The sequence below is a fragment of the Microbacter margulisiae genome (assembly GCF_014192515.1).
GTDB lineage: Bacteria > Bacteroidota > Bacteroidia > Bacteroidales > Paludibacteraceae > Microbacter > Microbacter margulisiae.
In genome coordinates, this window is sequence record NZ_JACHYB010000002.1 from 155,016 (window position 1) to 173,380 (window position 18,365).

The following is an 18,365-nucleotide window of genomic DNA, read 5'->3' on the forward strand; positions in this document are numbered from 1 at the left end:
TATTAATTTTTGAACAAACTAAACCAACTGCATCAAAAACTATTTGATGCTTTCCGGGCCTTTCCGGATTTCATGAGCCATCACTCCGACAATAGCCACGGCAAATACCGTATAGATCACAACAAAAATGGTCAATGTCAGTTTAATGGAAGCCACGGGAACATAGGAAGCCGCCGCAAACGTAGGCAACAGATCCTGAATAGCCCATGGTTGACGTCCCACTTCAGCTACAATCCATCCGGAAAATGAAGTTAGATACGCCAGTGGAATAGAGAAGATTGATAGCCACAAAAGCCAGGTCATCTTTTCAATTTTACGGCCAACGTACAAGACATATAAGAAAAAGAGCAAGAAGAAAACGCCCAAAATCACCATAAAATGGAATGCATAGAAAGTAAGCGGTACATCAGGTACCAGTTGCGCTTTGGATGTAACGTAACCATACCCAAAATAAGGAGATGTGGCATCGAAAATGGCACGATTTACTGCCATCAGTGAGTCGTTTTTCGCCTTCTTGGCCAGGCGATAATCAATCATAGCCTGATGCGCCATTCGTCCGAATGTCAGTTTTTCATCCGTCGTCAATGGTTTCACCTGTTCTCCGTTTTTCAGCGTCAACAAGTAACTTTTATCCAGTAAATCCTGAATACCAGGAACAAAAGCATTCCAATGACGATATGCCAGCAAAGAAAGACCATGGGGAATAGTGATTTTGAAAAGATATGGAGAAATAGAATCATTATAAACTTTCTTTTCTGGATTCAACACGCCAAATGCAACAAGGTTTGTTCCATTCTGTCCATTGTACAATCCTTCCATAGCCGCCAGTTTCATCGGTTGCTTTTGAGCCACCTGATAAGCGGATGAATCGCCCGTGAAAACAGCCAGCAAAATGCCCGCCAATCCAAAAATAGAAGCAATCATAATGCTCTTATGGGCAAACTCGATGTTTCGTTTTTTCAATAAATACCAGGAGCTAACCCCAATAACAAAAGCAGCCCCTATAATCCATGATGAAGTGACCGTGTGGAAAAATTTGGACATAGCTACCGGTGAAAAAACAACGGCAGAAAAGCTGGTCATCTCATTTCGAACCGTATCGATGTTGAAAAACGTTCCTGTCGGATATTGCATCCAGGCATTCGCGACCAGAATCCATAAGGCAGAAAGTGTTGCCCCAACCCACGTTAGCCACGTAGAAGCCAGGTGGAAGCCTTTGCTCGTTTTATTCCAGCCAAACACCATGACGACAAAGAAAGTCGACTCCAGAAAGAAAGCCATTATGCCTTCAATAGCTAATGGTGCACCAAAAATATCGCCCACCAGCCAGCTATAATTTGACCAATTTGTACCAAACTGAAATTCCAGGATAATACCCCCGGCAATACCCAGCACAAAGTTGGCGGTAAACAAATGCATCCAAAACTTGGTCATCCGTTTCCATTCTTCTTTTCCCGTGCGGTAATAGAGCGTCTCCATTACTGCCATGATAAAGCCCAGACTCAGCGTAAGCGGAACCGAAAGCCAATGATAACACGCAGTCACCGCAAATTGAACGCGTGACCAATCAACGATGGACAAATCCAGTGTTCCCATGTTTCAAAAGGATTAAAATGAATAACTATAATTTTCTGTAATTAAGGCGTAAAAATGAATACTTTCTCCTTGATTTGATTAAAGTGCCGGACAAAGATAATCGGTCATTCTGAAAAAACAAAATATTCTATTACTTTTTAATTTCACAGCCTTTTATTATACGCTTAATAAAAATAAACACGCATCCCACACATTGTCATCCGAAAAAATGGACTGATTTTTCTACCGTTGGTTTGAAGCAATAAAGTATTTGATACTTTGCAGCAAAACCATTATCTTTGTTAACGAAATCAACGGTCTTATAGTTCAATGGATAGAACGGAAGTTTCCTAAACTTCAAATCCGGGTTCGATTCCCGGTGGGACTACTTCTTCTTTTGTAAGGTTGCGCTTGCGTTCCGATCACTAAAAGCTTCCGATCGATGCAAGCACATTTCACTTAATGTAAATCCTTCCCACAAAAGGGGGCACATATTCTTCATTAAAAAATCTCATTTGGGAATAATGATATTTCAAAAATAATTACAGAAATAATTCTTTCTTTTTTGTCCTTGGATGTTTGAAAAAGAGATTCCATATTGTATCTTTGGGCAGTCAAAAGAAACCTTTATACCTAAAAATATCGCTTTCATCAGGCTTGATATGACGAAACAACCTGAGCGAAACCCATCACACGTTGAAAAGAATGGAGATAAAAAAAGCATCCATGAAGCTAAACGTTACTACAATTCGAAAATTCCTTCACAAATCGCAAAAACCCATCGGATTTGTATCGGGTTCCTGGAAAACGACGCAACGTTTTATTGATGCAGAGAAGAGAAATTTTGAATTGCTTTTTTTTGCCTTTTCTATCGGATTGAGCGTTGGATTGGTAGGTTCGGTCTTCCGTCTTACGTTAGATTACATAAACAAGCTCAGCACGGAATTATACGCTTACAATTCAAATGGCAAGCTAATTAATTACTTTATATTGATTATTTTATCAACCATCAGCGTTTTAATTTCATATGCCTTGGTTAAGAATCTTGCTCCGGAAGCATCCGGAAGCGGTGTTCAGGAAGTGGAAGGGGCGCTGGATCAGGCAAGACCGTTGCGATGGAAACGAGTATTACCCGTTAAATTCGTCAGTTCTCTTTTCTCATTAGGCAGCGGTTTGCTTCTCGGACGTGAAGGACCGACCATCCAAATAGGCGCTAATATCGGAAAAATGTTTACAGACACATTCCGCCGCCCTGACGATGAAGTAAATCCTCTTGTTTCGGCAGGAGCCGCTGCAGGACTGGCAACCGCTTTCAACGCTCCTTTATCAGGAATCGTTTTCGTGATCGAAGAGCTGCACGGCCATTTTCATTATAAATTTTTCTCTCTTGCCGGCATCATGATAGCCTCGAGTACTGCCGATTTTGTGGTAAGGGCTTTGATCGGCGTTGACCCCGTGGTTCACATGACTATCTTCAATCATCCACCGTTACAATCTATCTGGATGTTTTTTGTGTTCGGGCTCTTTTTAAGTCTCGTAGGGTATCTTTTTAATGCATATCTGATCAAAACTCTGAACCGTACCCGCAAATTATCGAAACGTAATGCTTATATCTATGCCGGAACTGTCGGTATCGTCGTTGCCATTGTCGGAATTTTCAATTTTAATCTTATTGGAGGAGGTTATCAGACCATTCGTTTTGTTCTCGACCACTCTTTTACATTTGTATTTTTGCTTATCCTGTTCCTAAGTCGGCTTATCCTGACCATCCTGGGCTACAGCACCGGAGTTTCGGGAGGTATTTTCGCCCCGTTGCTGGCGATGGGGGTTGTGTTCGGTATGCTATTCGGAAATATGATGCAAAGCGTATTCCCCGCCCAGATTCTTTCTCCTGGCATTTTTGCCGTCGCTGGAATGGCCGGCATCTTTGCATCCACCGTTAGAGCTCCACTAACCGGCCTTGTACTGGCTATTGAAATGACGGCAAACTTCGAACTCATCCTGCCATTATTGGTGACTTCCATTACTGCTTCGATCTTCACCACCATGTTTGGCAATAAACCAATTTATACCACGTTGTTGAAACGTACCCTCGAAAACGCTGCCCAGCAACACAAGTGATTTTATTTCGTTCGGTTAGGCAGTTCAAGACATAATCATTACTTTTGTTGAAATAACATCCCATAAAAATCATCGCTATGGAAACCCAAGATAACCAATTTAATATTGCTTTATCCGAGGAAGTGGCCGAAGGCATTTATTCCAATCTGGCCATTATCTCGCATTCTTCGTCCGAATTTGTCGTCGATTTCATTCGCATTATGCCCGGTACGCCGAAAGCCAATGTGAAATCTCGTATCATTCTTACTCCCGAACACGCCAAGCGTCTGTTGATGGCTTTGCAGGACAACATAGCCAAATATGAATCCATTTTTGGAAAAATCAAGGTGGCCGAAGGGAGCAACAACCCGATGATGCCACCTATCAATTTCAACGGAGGCAATGCATAACCGTCAGGTCAGAAAGTAGAATGAAAGGATAAAGAATAGCGCTGTCGACACGATCATACCGCGGGATGATTTCCAATATTCGGCCTGGTAGAACAAAAATAAAGTCCCTAAATCGGGAACAATGCTGACCAGAATCAATTTTCCGAACAGGGGAAGTTTCCATTGTATGTTCAACTTCAGGGCTTCCCACATGGATAAATCCCCGCGATAGGCCTGATGATAGAAAACCAGTCCGAACACAACAGGCATGATCAACCCGCTGATCAGCCCTACCCAGAAGCTATCCAGCCATTTGAAACTTAGTTTAAGGTTCATCGAAGCGCCTTGTTTTATTAAAATTGCCAACTTTTAATCGCATCCATTGCGTCATATGCAGTCATGTCGATCTTGGTCGGCACAATGGCAATGTAGTTATTTGCCAAAGCCCATTCATCCGTATCCATAGCATGCGGTTCGTCATTCGAAAAATTACCTGTCAGCCAGAAGTAAGGATGACCGTGAGGGTCAACATGGCGTACAAATTCTTCCGTCCAGCGACCGCTTGTCTGACGGCATACCTTTACGCCCTGAGGCTCAACATCAGGCATATTGACATTAAGACACACTCCTTCCGGCAGACCATGCTCCAACACATTACGTGCAATACTACTCACAGAAGGAAGCACCTTCGAAAAGTCAGCATCGGGTTGATGGTTGCATAATGAGAAACCGATGGAAGGTACTTCGTTTATACATCCTTCAATAGCGGCGCCCATCGTCCCTGAATAGACAACGCTAATAGAAGAGTTGGTTCCGTGATTAATACCAGTAACCAGCAGATCAGGAGCTTTATTGGGAAATAAAATGTGAAGTCCCAGCTTGACACAATCTACCGGTGTGCCGGAACAACGGTATCTAACCACTCCTTTCTCTTCGCTGATTTTATGAAGGCGAGTAGGAATATTCACGGTAATGGCACTCGACATGCCCGAACGAGGACTATCAGGCGCCACCACGACAAGATCCCCGAGTGGTTTCATAGCTTCGATAAGCTCCTGAAGGCCTTTAGCCATCAGGCCGTCATCATTGGTAATCAATATTGAGGGTCGCATATATTAATTCAAGTTTTGCAGACAAACTAACTCACTGACTATAAGAAAAAAAACACCACGCAACACAACATAAAAATCTAATTTACAACAACTTTATATTGTAAACATAAAATTCAAAAATATGCTTCGACACAAAGATACAACAATACTTTCATAGATATATGGCTTTTCTGTTTCAATTCAATGGGAACGCGTTTCAATTATGCAATCATCATTTCTTACATGCTTGTGTTGTCATATGTACCCCCACGACCAAATGTAATCTTCCTGAATAACAAAATCAAATTGAGGACGATTTGCGCCAGACAGTGAAAATTCTTACCTTTGTAACTTAAAATATTCCTCATAAAAGCCCATGATTCTTTTTTTTCAAAAGGATGATTTTCATCCGCTTTATGCCGTTGGCGCTTCCCGACCGTTGGATGCGGAAGCCATTCAAAAACTAAAATGGTTGTTTGACAATGCCGTTTTACTCGATCAACAAGAGATTACCGGCCATTTCGTCGGTCCACGCCGGGAAATGATCACCCCTTGGAGTACTAATGCCGTCGAAATCACTCAAAACATGGGTATTGACGGCATTTTTCGTATAGAAGAATTTGCTGTTGTCCGGGAAGGAGCTGCTTTTGACCCGATGTTACAGCACGAATACGACAAACTTGACCAGGAGTTGTACACTATCCTGAAATCGCCAGATCCTATCCGCTATATTGACGATATCGAGTCTTATAACAAAAGTGAAGGATTGGCACTGAACGACGATGAGATTGCTTACCTCAACGCTATTAGTAAAAAGATTGGACGATCCCTGACAGACAGCGAAGTGTTTGGTTTCTCGCAAGTGAATTCCGAACATTGCCGTCATAAAATTTTCAACGGAAAATTTATTCTTGATGGACAAGAAAAGGAATCTTCCCTCTTCCAACTGATCAAAAAGACATCCCAAACCAATCCGAATCACTTATTATCCGCCTATCACGATAATGTTGCTTTCAACGTTGGACCGCATATCGAACAGTTCGCTCCAGCATCCAACGACAAACCCGACTTTTTCGAAGTAAAATCCTTCGATTCGGTCATTTCCCTGAAAGCGGAAACCCATAACTTCCCTACCACCGTAGAACCTTTCAACGGCGCAGCCACAGGCAGTGGCGGCGAAATCCGTGACCGTCTTGCCGGCGGCAAAGCCAGTCTTCCCCTTGCAGGTACAGCCGTTTACATGACATCATATGCCCGTAATGATGTTGCCCGGGAATGGGAAAAAGCTATCCCGGCACGCAAGTGGCTTTACCACACTCCGGAGCAGATCCTGATCAAGGCCTCAAACGGAGCAAGCGATTTCGGCAACAAGTTCGGACAACCCTTGATTTGCGGATCAGTACTGACATTCGAACATATCGAACACAAAAAAACATTCGGTTACGATAAAGTAATCATGCTGGCAGGCGGCATCGGGTTCGCCAAGAAACAGGATAGTCTGAAAGAGACTCCGAAGCCGGGACAGAAAGTCATCGTAATGGGCGGCGACAACTACCGAATTGGCATGGGAGGCGGGGCAGTATCATCAGTCAATACCGGTCAATATGCCAATGCTATCGAACTGAATGCCGTGCAACGGGCTAACCCCGAAATGCAGAAACGGGTTGCTAATGTTATCCGCGCCCTCGCCGAGATGGATCATAACCCGGTGGTTTCCATCCATGACCACGGAGCCGGCGGTCACCTCAACTGCCTGTCGGAACTAATTGAATCGACGGGTGGTAAAATCGATATGGAACAATTACCGGTAGGCGATCCTACCTTATCGGCCAAAGAGATTATCGGCAATGAAAGCCAGGAACGTATGGGATTACTGGTTGACGAAAAGGCTATTAAACAAATCGATACTATTTCAAAACGCGAACGTGCTCCACTCTACGTAGTAGGCGAAACGACAGGCGATATGCATTTTGTTTTCGAACAAAAAGACGGGCAACGCCCCATCGACCTCCGTCTTGATGACATGTTCGGCAAACCACCGCGTACCGTGATCACCGACCACAGCGTGAAAGAAACGTATGAAACTGTAAAAACAGATGCCAACCTGATTCAACAATACATTGCCAACGTACTGCAACTGGAAAACGTGGCCTGCAAAGACTGGCTGACAAACAAAGTTGACCGTTCCGTCACCGGGAAGGTAGCCCGGCAACAAACCGCAGGCGAACTGCAACTTCCGCTGAATGATGTTGGCGTAATGGCATTGGATTACCGTGGAAAAACAGGTATCGCCACTTCCATTGGGCATGCGCCGGCTGCGGCATTAATCAGTCCTGAAGCTGGATCGGTACTCTCGATTGCCGAAGCTTTAACCAACATCGTATGGGCGCCTCTTGCCGACGGACTCATCAGCGTATCGCTCAGCGCCAACTGGATGTGGCCCTGCAAAAACGAAGGAGAAGACGTAAGGCTCTATCGTGCCGTAGAAGCATGCAGCAATTTTGCATGCGAACTGGGAGTTAACATCCCCACAGGGAAAGACAGCCTCTCAATGACACAAAATTATGACGGACAGAAGGTGTTCGATCCGGGAACCGTCATTATCTCAGCAGCAGCCGAGGTAAAAGACATTCGGAGCATCATTTCCCCTGTTTTGGTGAACAATAAAAATACAACGCTTTACTATATTGACTTTTCCAATAGCCCGTTGCGACTGGGAGGCTCGGCATTGGCACAAACGCTTAACCATATCGGTAGCGAGGCTCCAACCGTTTCGGACGCTGTTTATTTCCGCAGCGCCTTCACAGCGGTACAATCGCTGATTCAAAACGGTTTGATTCTGGCAGGACACGATGTGTCGGGTGGCGGTCTGTTGACTACCCTACTCGAGATGTGCTTCGCCAACACAAAAGGAGGATTGTCCGTCAACCTGAAAGAGCTTCAAACTATACTTTGCCCTAAAGAATCAATGGAAGCATCACTGGTTACCCTGCTGTTTGCTGAGAATCCGGCGGCAGTAATTCAGGTAGAAGACAAGGCAAAGGTCGAAGCCTTGCTGCAACAATATGGCGTACGCTTTGCAACCATCGCAACACCCGAAGCACAACGCACCCTAATTATAGGCAATGAAGAAAACCTTGTATTTGATATCGACTACCTGCGCGATCTCTGGTATAAACCCTCTTACCTGCTCGACCGCAGGCAAAGTGGCGAAACGTTGGCTTTGCAACGTTATCAAAACTATAAACAAATACCGTTGTCCTTCCGTTTCAATCCGGGCTTCAACGGAAGCCTCGACCAGTTCTCGCTCAGCTATGACCGAAAACCATCTGGCATTAAAGCCGCTATTATGCGGGAAAAAGGGACAAACGGGGAACGCGAAATGGCATATGCCCTCTATCTGGCAGGCTTCGACGTGAAGGATGTCCACGCTACCGACCTGGCTTCCGGACGTGAAACACTGGACGACGTACAGTTCATTGTATTCTGCGGTGGATTTTCCAACTCCGACGTGTTGGGATCAGCCAAAGGATGGGCAGGCGGGCTGCTCTTCAATCCGACGGCGAAAGAGACGCTCGACCGTTTCTATGCACGTCAGGATACACTCAGTCTGGGTATCTGCAATGGTTGCCAGTTGATGGTGGAAATGAATTTGGTATATCCCGAACACGAGAAACAACCTACAATGACGCATAATAACTCCCACAAATTTGAGTCTGGATTTGTCAACGTCACCATTCCGCAAAACGAGTCGGTACTGTTCCGTTCGCTGTCCGGCAGCCGGCTGGGCATCTGGGTAGCGCATGGGGAAGGAAAATTCCAATTCCCCTACACGGAAAACCACTACAACATCGTGGCCAAATATAGTTATTCAAGCTATCCGGCCAATCCGAACGGATCAGACTTCGACACAGCAGGTATCTGCTCTGCCGACGGGCGCCATCTGGCCATGATGCCACACCTCGAACGAGCCATTTTCCCATGGCAATGGGCACAATATCCAGTGGACAGACATGATAATGACGAGGTTACCCCATGGATCGAGGCATTTGTCAACGCCAGACAGTGGATCGAAAAAAAACGGTAAACGCAATATCCCCTAAACGAAAGATTCCGCTCCATACGACATAATATCATTGAGGGAGAAAGACAGTCAGATATGACAATCTCGTTCTCCCTCAATTTTTATTTGAAAGAATATCTAAAACCACTATTATAAATGAGTTTTTTGCAACCTTTGACACTTGCCAATATGAGTTCGTGGTGTGTTTATTTTGAAATCTGGGTAAGGATAGTAGTTGTTTCATAAGCCTCGGCAACAGTTTCGGGCGGATAATGGTAGAGCTCCAGGATACGAATGGCGTTTCGTTGGGTCATAACGCCTTTTTTCAGTTTATAATCGAATGCAAGCTCTGCCCCGTTGATTTGCTCGCTAAAATGATAAAGATCATATTCATTTTGCAGCAGCTCTGCCAGTTCAAGGTCATGCGTTGCAATCAATACCAGGTTGTTCCCTGTATTCAGCGCAGAAAGCACAGCTTTACCTGCCGCAATCCGTTCCGTTGTATTGGTTCCCTTAAATAGTTCGTCCAGCAGGAAAAGAGATGAGGCAAGTTTTTCGGTTGCTTCGATCATTTCTTTCACAGTCAACACCTCCTGCAGATAGTAGCTCCGGGCATTCATCAGGTCGTCGCTGATTTGAATAGAGGAAAAGATCTGCATGGGTGTCAGATGAAAGTTTTTAGCAAAACAGGTATGAATGGTTTGTGCCGTCAGTACATTGATGGCTACCGTCCGGATAAAAGCCGTTTTTCCCGACATGTTCGAGCCGGTAAGGATAACGGACTTTCTCCGGTTGGAAAAATTGTTGGAGATGCACGCTTCGATCAACGGATGGTACATATCGACGGCTTCAATGCATTTGGGTTCTGCCGGTGACGGATGGCAATAATAGGGCAATCCTGCCCGCAAAGAGGCAATGGAACAGAGCATGTCAACATCTCCGACAAACCGGTATACCTGTTCTATTTCACGGTGTTGCCGGTTGAAAAGTTTCATCACATCCAGCAACGTATTTGGCTCAAGCAGGAAAAAACAGCGGATCAATTCGCTGATAATAAAAAACACAACGGATAGGTCGGCATCCAGCTTGACATCAAAACGGAACAAGGCCAGTTTGTTTCGTAAAGGATGAAGCATGGAGAGAGATTGGTCAATCATATTCTGTACAGGCCTCAATCGTTCGTCTTTTGCCAATCTCCCAGCCACTCGCAGCAAAATTAAAAATTGAGGAATCGAATGCAGGTAACTCCACAAGGTGCGTTTATTCCAATAATGCAATACGATATTGATCAACATCGAGAGGATAAACAGATAAAGGAGTGTTGTTGTTTGGAAGATCAGCAACAATCCCAAGAGTCCGGCAGGCAGGAAACGGCAAATACGAAAAGCCAGGCGCAATCTTTCATCAGGCAGTTTATGGTTGTGCTGAAACAATTGAACCACATCGTAAGCATCGCGGTGGGACAGTCGCTTCAACTCTTTTCGAATGGGCTCCCTCCATGTTTCATCTGTGGTAAAGGTATCGATTATGGCTTCATGTGTACGGACAAAACCGGAAGAAGGAATAGTGCGTAACGTGTCATATAGTACCTGTTGCCCAATGCCGGAGTTGGTACGATCGACAAAGCGGAACAGATCATCGCCGTTCAGGTCATTCCACACTTTATCTGCTACCACCTGTTGCCCCAGTGTGTGTGGACGGTTTGCAAAATAGCCGGAGATATGGCTCATATCAGCCTCGTCCAGTTTCAGGCTTCCAAACGGAGTTTCAATCTTCCGTTTTCTCCTTAGTTTCTCACGCCCGAAATAGATCAAATTCAGCCAGTTCATATTTTATCTATTTGTTTTTGGTCTCTATTTGAGTCTGCTTGGAAAATGCCTCCTGCTTATAAACATATTATTCATCATTTGATTAGTTTACACAGAATTTTCTCCATCTCATCCACATTTTATTAATCGGAATACTGATTCAATGTCGTTTAATTAAGGTGAAGCTATAATCTTTTGTAATTCATGGAGTAAAGTTTTTTGGGCTTTTTCTTTCGTTCGTTACTACGTCCCGGACGGATGACTTCTCTGGTTTTTTCAACCACTGAATCGAATGCCTGCATTGCTTTTTCAAATTGTTGTTTAAGCAGTAGTGGTATCAGAATATTTTGAGTCATTGATAAAGCATTTGTTTGATTAATCTGTTGATTGTATTTTCTTTGTTCATCAGCCTTGTATTCTTCTCTTACTTTTTCGTCAATGGGATGCGCGTAAATAGCACAAAGACTCATTAAAAAGATTTTTGCATGAAAATCTTGCCTTACCGCTATGGCTGTTTTACCTGAGAAATCTTCTAATTCTATTCTGCTTTTTAGCAACTTATATGCTTCTTCTACTCCCCAGCGAAGATGATACAATTCATCAAAATCTTCGTATTTATATTTTTCTGCATCTATCAAAGAGGTACACAATATCTCTTTGCTTCCATCCGGCAAACCTATTTTTACTAAACGGCAGGTGATCGTTGTATCTTGCATGTGGGGATATTCAGCCAACTTCTTTCTGTCTTTTTTTGGCAAGGTAAAAGTTACGATCCTTTCTTTTTCTTCACTTTCGGTAAAATCTTTTACCTTTAACCACCAATCCTCTTTCAAGCGAACACAAAATTCAATCCCCTCGGCCTGAAGTAAAAACAACAACCAGAAACTTGGATAGCCCCGATCAAGTAGCAATAAATCTCCTTTTTTGACTTTGGATAAATGCTTCATTAATAAACTGTTTTCGCTGCTTGAATAAGGTGCTAATTGCCCTTCAATAGTAACCTTGTTCAAAACATCATACAGCACCGATCCCAAAGCCAATGAACGTGGGCTATCTGCTTTGGGACCAAATTCATGCACCCCAAATTCCTCTACCACACTTGGGTGATTCGGCAGCACCAAACGCGTTCCATCGACAGCTAACACCCGATGCTCTTCCCATAAATAATAGGGCGCTTCATCATAAAAAGTATTCACAGCAACTTCATTCAGTCGTTCAAAAGCCCATGGATCCAATTTGGAACGAGCTGTCGAAAAAGCACCTTTTGTTACGGCTCGAATATTAAAATCCGATTGATTAACCGCTTTGAAAAAACCGTCTAATTCTCGTTGTATGGATGACTTAAATGTTATGATCAATACAATTAAATTTTTGAATGTCAGTACTCTATCTCGTGTAAATACTTTTTTAAGGACACCTCGTGAGCGTCCCCTAAACTCTTCGTTATCAAGTTCATACACTATGTTTTTAGATACATTTCCACGGTAATCCGCTTTTTGATTAGTACTTGGGTTACCCCCATTAATATATGGTTTAAAAATACGAAGAAATTCTCACACTACAAAATACAAACAACTTTTTCTTTGAGGTAATTCATTTCCTGTCAGACTCTAAGATGGGTATTCTTAATTAAACGACATTGAATACTGATTTGTAATTATTTATTCAATACAAATCATTTTATTCTTAGAAAAAATTCAAGGAGATGTAACGTTAGCTTCATCAGTCCATTCCAAAATGTCACCAGGCTGGCATTGCAGTTCCTTGCAGATCGCTTCGAGTGTACTGAAGCGAATTGCTTTAGCCTTTCCGGTTTTCAATATTGAAAGGTTGGCCGGCGTAATTTCAACTCTTTCCGAAAGTTCGTTGAGTGATATCTTTCGTTTGGCCATCATCAAATCCAAATTTACTATGATTGGCATATCCTGTTATATAGTTAGTTCTTGTTCCTCTTCCAAGTCTGCACCTCTGGCAATGACTTCTGCAATTAGTAGGGCTAAGACACCCAGTAAAAGCCAAATCATATTTGGATTTGCGAATACGATCCGATAGTTGGCAAATTGAAATAGTATGGTATTGATTTCAAATAAGGACAAACGCCATAGCAACCCTAAGGCATACATAACAAGCAATAATAAAGCCAGTTTCCTAATTTGTTGAACAATTCCTTTGGCAAAAATATTTCCTTTAACGATGGCATACAGCAGCTTATAGAATAAAATAGGGATATAAATTAACAAGACAATAGCGATCAATAATGATAGTCCTCCGATAATATTGAAGACTTTAACCAACAGAGGCATTGGTTTATCATTAGAGGCTCTAAGCCAAATCGTATGTATTGGAAAGAAAGCTACTGCAATTTTCCGCTCACTCTTTAAGTTGATGATAGAATCCTGAAATTGTGTATTATATGTTGGCATGACAGAGATAAAGTAATCCGAAGTAGACTTACCGTCATGCGAGGATTTACTACATTGGTCTTGGCTTGATAAATATCTAATGCTTTGGCGCGACTTATTAAAAACATCAAGGACATTCATTCCTATCAAGAACAAATAAACGATCCCTACTAAAATGGCTAATAAAGCCAATCGTCGTTTCCCATCTGGTTTTTTCATACTGTTTTATGGTTAAAGTTGCATGGAATTCGTATTATATTATCCGTTTGATACACTACTCTGCCTGTGAAGTTTTAATTTATTTTGTCCGTAAGTAGTTGACAGTAAAGCTGATTTGTGAATGTTTACTTGAATCCAACACTAGCTAAAACCATAAGATAATGCCGTATCATCGAACCGGCTGTATATCCTTTCTCATATGAAGCCGTATTCCTATGATTAGGATTTGCAATGTTAGCTGTAGCCAAAATTGCAACAACTACTACAAAGAAAAGCACAATGCGGAGGGTCTTCTTATTTTTCATATAGCTATAATTTATGTATAAAGGAAGTGCTCATTTATTGTTTATCGATATGCAAAGATATATGATATTATCGAAAAACGAAAACTATTTATCGATAATCAATAATTTAATATTATTTATAGTTTCATCCAAACAACGTTGCCATAACGAATATCATCATGGAATCAATCTTTCTCTGTAAGGCATATAGCGTTGAGAAAACAAGTAACAAAATTTGTGTTGAACAAATCTTGACAATACAAAAAGAAGAAATTGATGTAAAGGGGGATATTTTTTGCATCACACAGCAGAATGAACTGCTTTATGGATTGCAAGTCTGAATATTCAATCAGATTGATTCTAGGCACAGGCTATTCTCTATTTTGCTAAAGAATATAAATCCTTAGGAGAATATATAGAGAAATGAGGATAGTGGATTATTTGTTTGTCCTGAACGATTTCTGAAACCAGAGAGCTACATTGACCAGTCCGATCATCACCGGCACTTCCACCAGCGGACCTATAACTGCGGCAAAGGCTTCGCCTGAATTAATACCAAAAACCGCAATAGCTACTGCAATAGCCAATTCAAAATTGTTGCTCGCCGCAGTAAACGACAAGGTAGCGGACTGCTCGTAATTTGCTCCGGCTTTCTGGCTCATAAAGAACGATGCAAAAAACATAATTACAAAATAAATAACCAAGGGAATGGCGATCCGGATAACATCCAAAGGGATTTTTACTATATATCCACCTTTAAGCGAAAACATCACGACAATAGTAAACAGCAATGCAATCAAAGTCAGGGGGCTTATCCGTGGTATAAATTTCGTATGATACCACTCTTTGTTTTTTATCCTGATCAGCACAAAACGGGTCAGGAACCCGGCAACAAACGGTATTCCCAGATAGATAAATACACTTTTGGCAATCGTTCCGATAGTGATTTGCGATACAGCATCATTTACAGGCAATCCGAAACAACCGGGTAGGATAGCAATAAAAAAATAGGCATAAAGTGAGAAAAACAGCACCTGAAAGATCGAATTAAAGGCCACTAATCCGGCAGCATACTGAGCATCACCTCCTGCAAGATCATTCCATACAATCACCATGGCTATGCAGCGGGCAAGACCGATCAGAATAAGCCCATACATATAGTCGATGTTAAAACGAAGCAACACGACAGCCAGCACAAACATCAGGAGAGGCCCAATAATCCAGTTTTGTATCAATGACAAAACCAATACCTTCATATTCCGGAACACGTCAGGCAATTCTTCATATTTCACCTTTGCCAATGGTGGATACATCATCACAATCAACCCAATGGCAATAGGAATGTTTGTTGTACCGGAAGAGAGGCTATCCCAGAATCGGGCAATGCCTGGATTTAGCCAGCCGGCAAACACCCCGGCAAACATGGCAAGAAAAATCCATAACGTCAAGTAGCGGTCTAAAAATTTCAGGTGTTTCTGCGACGACATACTACCTGTTTTTGATGTTCTCAATATAGAACTGATAGAATCTTTCTTTTATCTCATCCCGGACCCGGCGGAATTCACTCCGGACAAAAGCATCGGATCCTGTAGCATAGGAAGGATCATCGAACCCGATATGCAGGCGGTGTTTTACCTTACCGAGAAATGCAGGACATGCCTCGTTGGCTCCCCCACAAACAGTAATCACATAATCCCACTCTTCGTCCAGATATTTTTCTACCGGATCGGAGGTATGGTGGCTAATGTCTATTCCTATCTCTTTCATCGCAGCAACCGCCTGCTGATTGAGCTTGCCGGTAGCCTGGGTACCTGCCGAACAAACAATAATGGAATCATCAAACGACTGAAGAAAACCGTGAGCCATTTGGCTACGGCAACTGTTTCCTGTGCAAAGAATTAATATTTTCATTATATTGTTGAATTAAAAACTGACTATGGAGAAAAGCAAATACATGACCGCTGTTTTTGGATTATCCCGCTATTCACAGTCAGTGTCACATCCTATTCCTTCGGAGTCTATATTTTCGAAAAAGATATTGAATAACAGCTTATATTTGTTGATGTTAGAACTGCATAAGCAATAATTGATCTTCAACCCGTCAATCTCGCCATGAATCAGGCCAAGATCGCGAAGTTCTTTCAAATGTTGAGACACAGTACTGCGGCTTAAAGGTAAATAATCGGATATATCACCCGAAATACAGGTCTTTGTTTCGGCAAGAAATTGCAATATGGCTAACCTCGCCGGATGGGAGATTACTTTGGCAAACTCCGAAAGTTCCTGCAATTTTATATCAAACACATCTGCTTTAATCATGTCCTTATTGTTATGTTTTATGTCGCAAATATACGACATAATTTTAGCAAAAGCAAGAAAACAAGCATATTTTCTTATACCACCCTCTATTCCATATTGCCTAAATAACTTATATATATTTAGTTACTCCTTACAAAGGACATTTTTGATTAAGCAACATGCGATCTTCTAGCTGGGTTGGCTGTAGCGTAAACGTAAAAAAAACACAGCTGCGCTCTGTCTTTTATCACCCTCAAAATGTTCACAGCAGAACCCACAAAAGAGACAACCCTTACAAATAAACCATTTGTAAGGGTTGTCATTCTCATCTATATTCAATCATATTGAGTGCTAAGTCACGGTAGATGAATAAATAAATCTGCACCACGTTTCCTCACTTTTTTAGCGTTTGCCAAATAATCCGTTTCGGGGTCTCTGTAGCCCAAAGCCAGAATAGTCACCGCACTAAGATTTTTTTCGGTCAAGTCCAGAACTCGATCCAAAGCCTCCACACTGAAACCTTCCATCGGTGTGGCATCCACTTTTTCTTCGGCGGCAGCCACAATGCCTATTCCAAAAGCAATATAGGCCTGACGCGCTGTCCACGCATAATGCTGAACTTCCCCGTTGAAAAGGGATGAAGTGATCATTGATTTGAAATCGCTGAGTGCCTCAACCGGCACTTCGCGTGTTTTTGCAATCAAGTCCATGTATTCGTCCACATCTTGGGGCGTAATTTTAGTATAAGCTGCAAAAATCAACAAATGAGACCCTTCTTTGACCTGGGGTTGTTGACAGGCTTCGTTGTAAATTTTCTCACGCAAAGCGGCATCTTCCACCACAATTACTTTAAACGGTTGTAAACCCAGCGAGGTAGGAGCCATACGGATTGCCTCTAAAATAGTATCTAACTTTGCTTGCGGAACCGGAGTTCCATTCATTCTTTTGGTGGCATAACGCCATTCCAGGTTTTCTAATACACTCATTTTCTATTTATAAAATTAAAATTAAAATTAATATGCTGCTGTAAAACGCTGATATGGGAACTGATGGTTTTCCGCCTCATCTGCAATCGCCACAGCCAGATCTTCCACCGAAAGCACGCAACGCCCATTTTCATCAAACACAGGATGGTCCTTTCCTAAGCGGTATTTCCCGGTTCGACCGGTAGTAATTCCCTGATGCATCTCAATAGCCGGACTAAAGAATGTCCATTCAAGTTCTTTTTCTGTTCGAAGGATTTGGAGATAATCGCGTGCTGCCATTGCACCGGGTTTTATCGCAGCCGGAAAATCAGGCCCGTCAACCAACTGTTTGCCAGCAATTTCAAGACTACCAGCACCTCCGATTACCAGATAGCGGTGTATCCCCGCCAGTTTTACGGCAGCCTGAATAGCTTGCGAACCTTTCAGAAAATCATGATATATATTCGGATTGGTCCATCCTGGATTGTATGCACTGATTACCAACTCATTTCCCGTTAATGCCTCTACCAAAGCTTTGGCATCAAAAACATCTGCTTCAGCCAAGGTCAGGAATTCACTTTTTATCGTCACCTTTCCCGAATTACGAACAACAGCCGTTATGTAATGCTTTCGGGAGATCAATTCTTCTAAAATATGGGAGCCTACAAATCCGGTAGCTCCAATCAAAGCAATCTTCATTGTTGTATTATTTAAATATATTTGTAACTTCAATAACTACAGTATAGGCCACAAAAAACTAATCAAAATTGCTCACAAAATCAGCAAGAGTGATTGTTTTCAAGCGGGAAAGAAGTGCATCTTCGGCTATCAGAAAAATTTTCTCCAGCTCCCGGTTGATCTGCCTGCCGACAGGACATTTTGGGTTCGGATCATTAGGAGCATTCCCTAAAATAGCATTCGAACGCACACTCATATACACATCCGAAAGAAGAATAGTATCTGGAGATTTTGCAAGCGACGCCCCTCCGTTTTTGCCTTCTTTCGATGTGATTAATCCGTTCCTTTGGAGATTTGATAATTCTTTCCGCACTGTCACAGGATTGATATTAATACTTCCCGCAATATAATCGGAACACAACAATTCATCCTCTGATTTTGCAAGAAGCGCTAGGATATGAATGGATGTTGCAAATCGTTTGTTACTCATACT

General features: G+C 42.4%; 17 protein-coding genes and 1 tRNA gene. 4 read left to right on the plus strand and 14 right to left on the minus strand.

What is annotated here, in order from left to right; all coding sequences use genetic code 11:
- Positions 1 to 39: 39 nt before the first annotated feature.
- On the minus strand, positions 40 to 1,596 hold the full coding sequence (locus FHX64_RS09850) for a cytochrome ubiquinol oxidase subunit I (RefSeq protein ID WP_183413696.1): 1,557 nt from the start codon (positions 1,594 to 1,596) through the stop codon (positions 40 to 42).
- A 295-nt stretch (positions 1,597 to 1,891) separates the two neighbouring features.
- Here FHX64_RS09850 and FHX64_RS09855 point away from each other — a divergent pair.
- From FHX64_RS09855 to FHX64_RS09865, 3 genes are all read left to right on the plus strand, one after another.
- Positions 1,892 to 1,963 (plus strand) — tRNA-Arg (locus tag FHX64_RS09855).
- Between the two features lie 338 nt (positions 1,964 to 2,301).
- Entirely contained in the window at positions 2,302 to 3,696 is a 1,395-nt protein-coding gene (gene clcA / locus FHX64_RS09860) for a H(+)/Cl(-) exchange transporter ClcA (RefSeq protein WP_183413697.1), read from the plus strand.
- A 77-nt stretch (positions 3,697 to 3,773) separates the two neighbouring features.
- Positions 3,774 to 4,085 carry a DUF3467 domain-containing protein gene (locus tag FHX64_RS09865; protein WP_183413698.1) on the plus strand — a complete coding sequence of 104 codons (312 nt, stop codon included), beginning with the start codon at positions 3,774 to 3,776 and terminating at the stop codon, positions 4,083 to 4,085.
- A gap of 3 nt (positions 4,086 to 4,088) precedes the next feature.
- Here FHX64_RS09865 and FHX64_RS09870 read toward each other — a convergent pair whose 3' ends face one another.
- A complete protein-coding gene (locus FHX64_RS09870) occupies positions 4,089 to 4,400 on the minus strand; it encodes a hypothetical protein (RefSeq protein WP_183413699.1) in 312 nt (103 codons plus the stop codon).
- A 17-nt stretch (positions 4,401 to 4,417) separates the two neighbouring features.
- Positions 4,418 to 5,176, minus strand: coding sequence for a 5'/3'-nucleotidase SurE (surE, locus tag FHX64_RS09875; RefSeq protein ID WP_183413700.1), 759 nt, complete (start codon positions 5,174 to 5,176; stop codon positions 4,418 to 4,420).
- Positions 5,177 to 5,531: 355 nt separating this feature from the next.
- On the opposite strand from surE, the gene purL reads away from it, so the two are divergent.
- Positions 5,532 to 9,242, plus strand: a complete 3,711-nt coding sequence (gene purL, locus FHX64_RS09880) for a phosphoribosylformylglycinamidine synthase (RefSeq protein WP_183413701.1) — start codon at positions 5,532 to 5,534, stop codon at positions 9,240 to 9,242.
- 182 nt (positions 9,243 to 9,424) lie between these two features.
- Here purL and FHX64_RS09885 read toward each other — a convergent pair whose 3' ends face one another.
- From FHX64_RS09885 to FHX64_RS09935, 11 genes are all read right to left on the minus strand, one after another.
- On the minus strand, positions 9,425 to 11,047 hold the full coding sequence (locus FHX64_RS09885; protein ID WP_183413702.1) for a MutS-related protein: 1,623 nt from the start codon (positions 11,045 to 11,047) through the stop codon (positions 9,425 to 9,427).
- 164 nt (positions 11,048 to 11,211) lie between these two features.
- On the minus strand, positions 11,212 to 12,486 hold the full coding sequence (locus FHX64_RS09890) for an IS4 family transposase (RefSeq protein WP_183411908.1): 1,275 nt from the start codon (positions 12,484 to 12,486) through the stop codon (positions 11,212 to 11,214).
- Between the two features lie 237 nt (positions 12,487 to 12,723).
- A complete protein-coding gene (locus FHX64_RS09895) occupies positions 12,724 to 12,948 on the minus strand; it encodes a helix-turn-helix domain-containing protein (RefSeq protein WP_183413703.1) in 225 nt (74 codons plus the stop codon).
- A gap of 6 nt (positions 12,949 to 12,954) precedes the next feature.
- Entirely contained in the window at positions 12,955 to 13,647 is a 693-nt protein-coding gene (locus FHX64_RS09900; protein WP_183413704.1) for a DUF2975 domain-containing protein, read from the minus strand.
- A 125-nt stretch (positions 13,648 to 13,772) separates the two neighbouring features.
- Positions 13,773 to 13,952, minus strand: coding sequence for a hypothetical protein (locus FHX64_RS09905; protein WP_183413705.1), 180 nt, complete (start codon positions 13,950 to 13,952; stop codon positions 13,773 to 13,775).
- A gap of 416 nt (positions 13,953 to 14,368) precedes the next feature.
- Positions 14,369 to 15,418 carry an ACR3 family arsenite efflux transporter gene (gene arsB, locus FHX64_RS09910; protein WP_183413706.1) on the minus strand — a complete coding sequence of 350 codons (1,050 nt, stop codon included), beginning with the start codon at positions 15,416 to 15,418 and terminating at the stop codon, positions 14,369 to 14,371.
- Position 15,419: 1 nt separating this feature from the next.
- Positions 15,420 to 15,842, minus strand: a complete 423-nt coding sequence (locus FHX64_RS09915) for an arsenate reductase ArsC (RefSeq protein WP_183413707.1) — start codon at positions 15,840 to 15,842, stop codon at positions 15,420 to 15,422.
- Positions 15,843 to 15,911: 69 nt separating this feature from the next.
- A complete protein-coding gene (locus tag FHX64_RS09920) occupies positions 15,912 to 16,250 on the minus strand; it encodes an ArsR/SmtB family transcription factor (RefSeq protein WP_183413708.1) in 339 nt (112 codons plus the stop codon).
- 335 nt (positions 16,251 to 16,585) lie between these two features.
- The gene (locus tag FHX64_RS09925) at positions 16,586 to 17,215 is read right to left on the minus strand and encodes a nitroreductase family protein (protein WP_183413709.1); all 630 of its coding nucleotides are present in this window, start codon (positions 17,213 to 17,215) and stop codon (positions 16,586 to 16,588) included.
- Positions 17,216 to 17,242: 27 nt separating this feature from the next.
- Entirely contained in the window at positions 17,243 to 17,893 is a 651-nt protein-coding gene (locus FHX64_RS09930; RefSeq protein WP_183413710.1) for an NAD(P)-dependent oxidoreductase, read from the minus strand.
- Positions 17,894 to 17,951: 58 nt separating this feature from the next.
- Entirely contained in the window at positions 17,952 to 18,362 is a 411-nt protein-coding gene (locus tag FHX64_RS09935; protein ID WP_183413711.1) for an Rrf2 family transcriptional regulator, read from the minus strand.
- Positions 18,363 to 18,365: the final 3 nt, after the last annotated feature.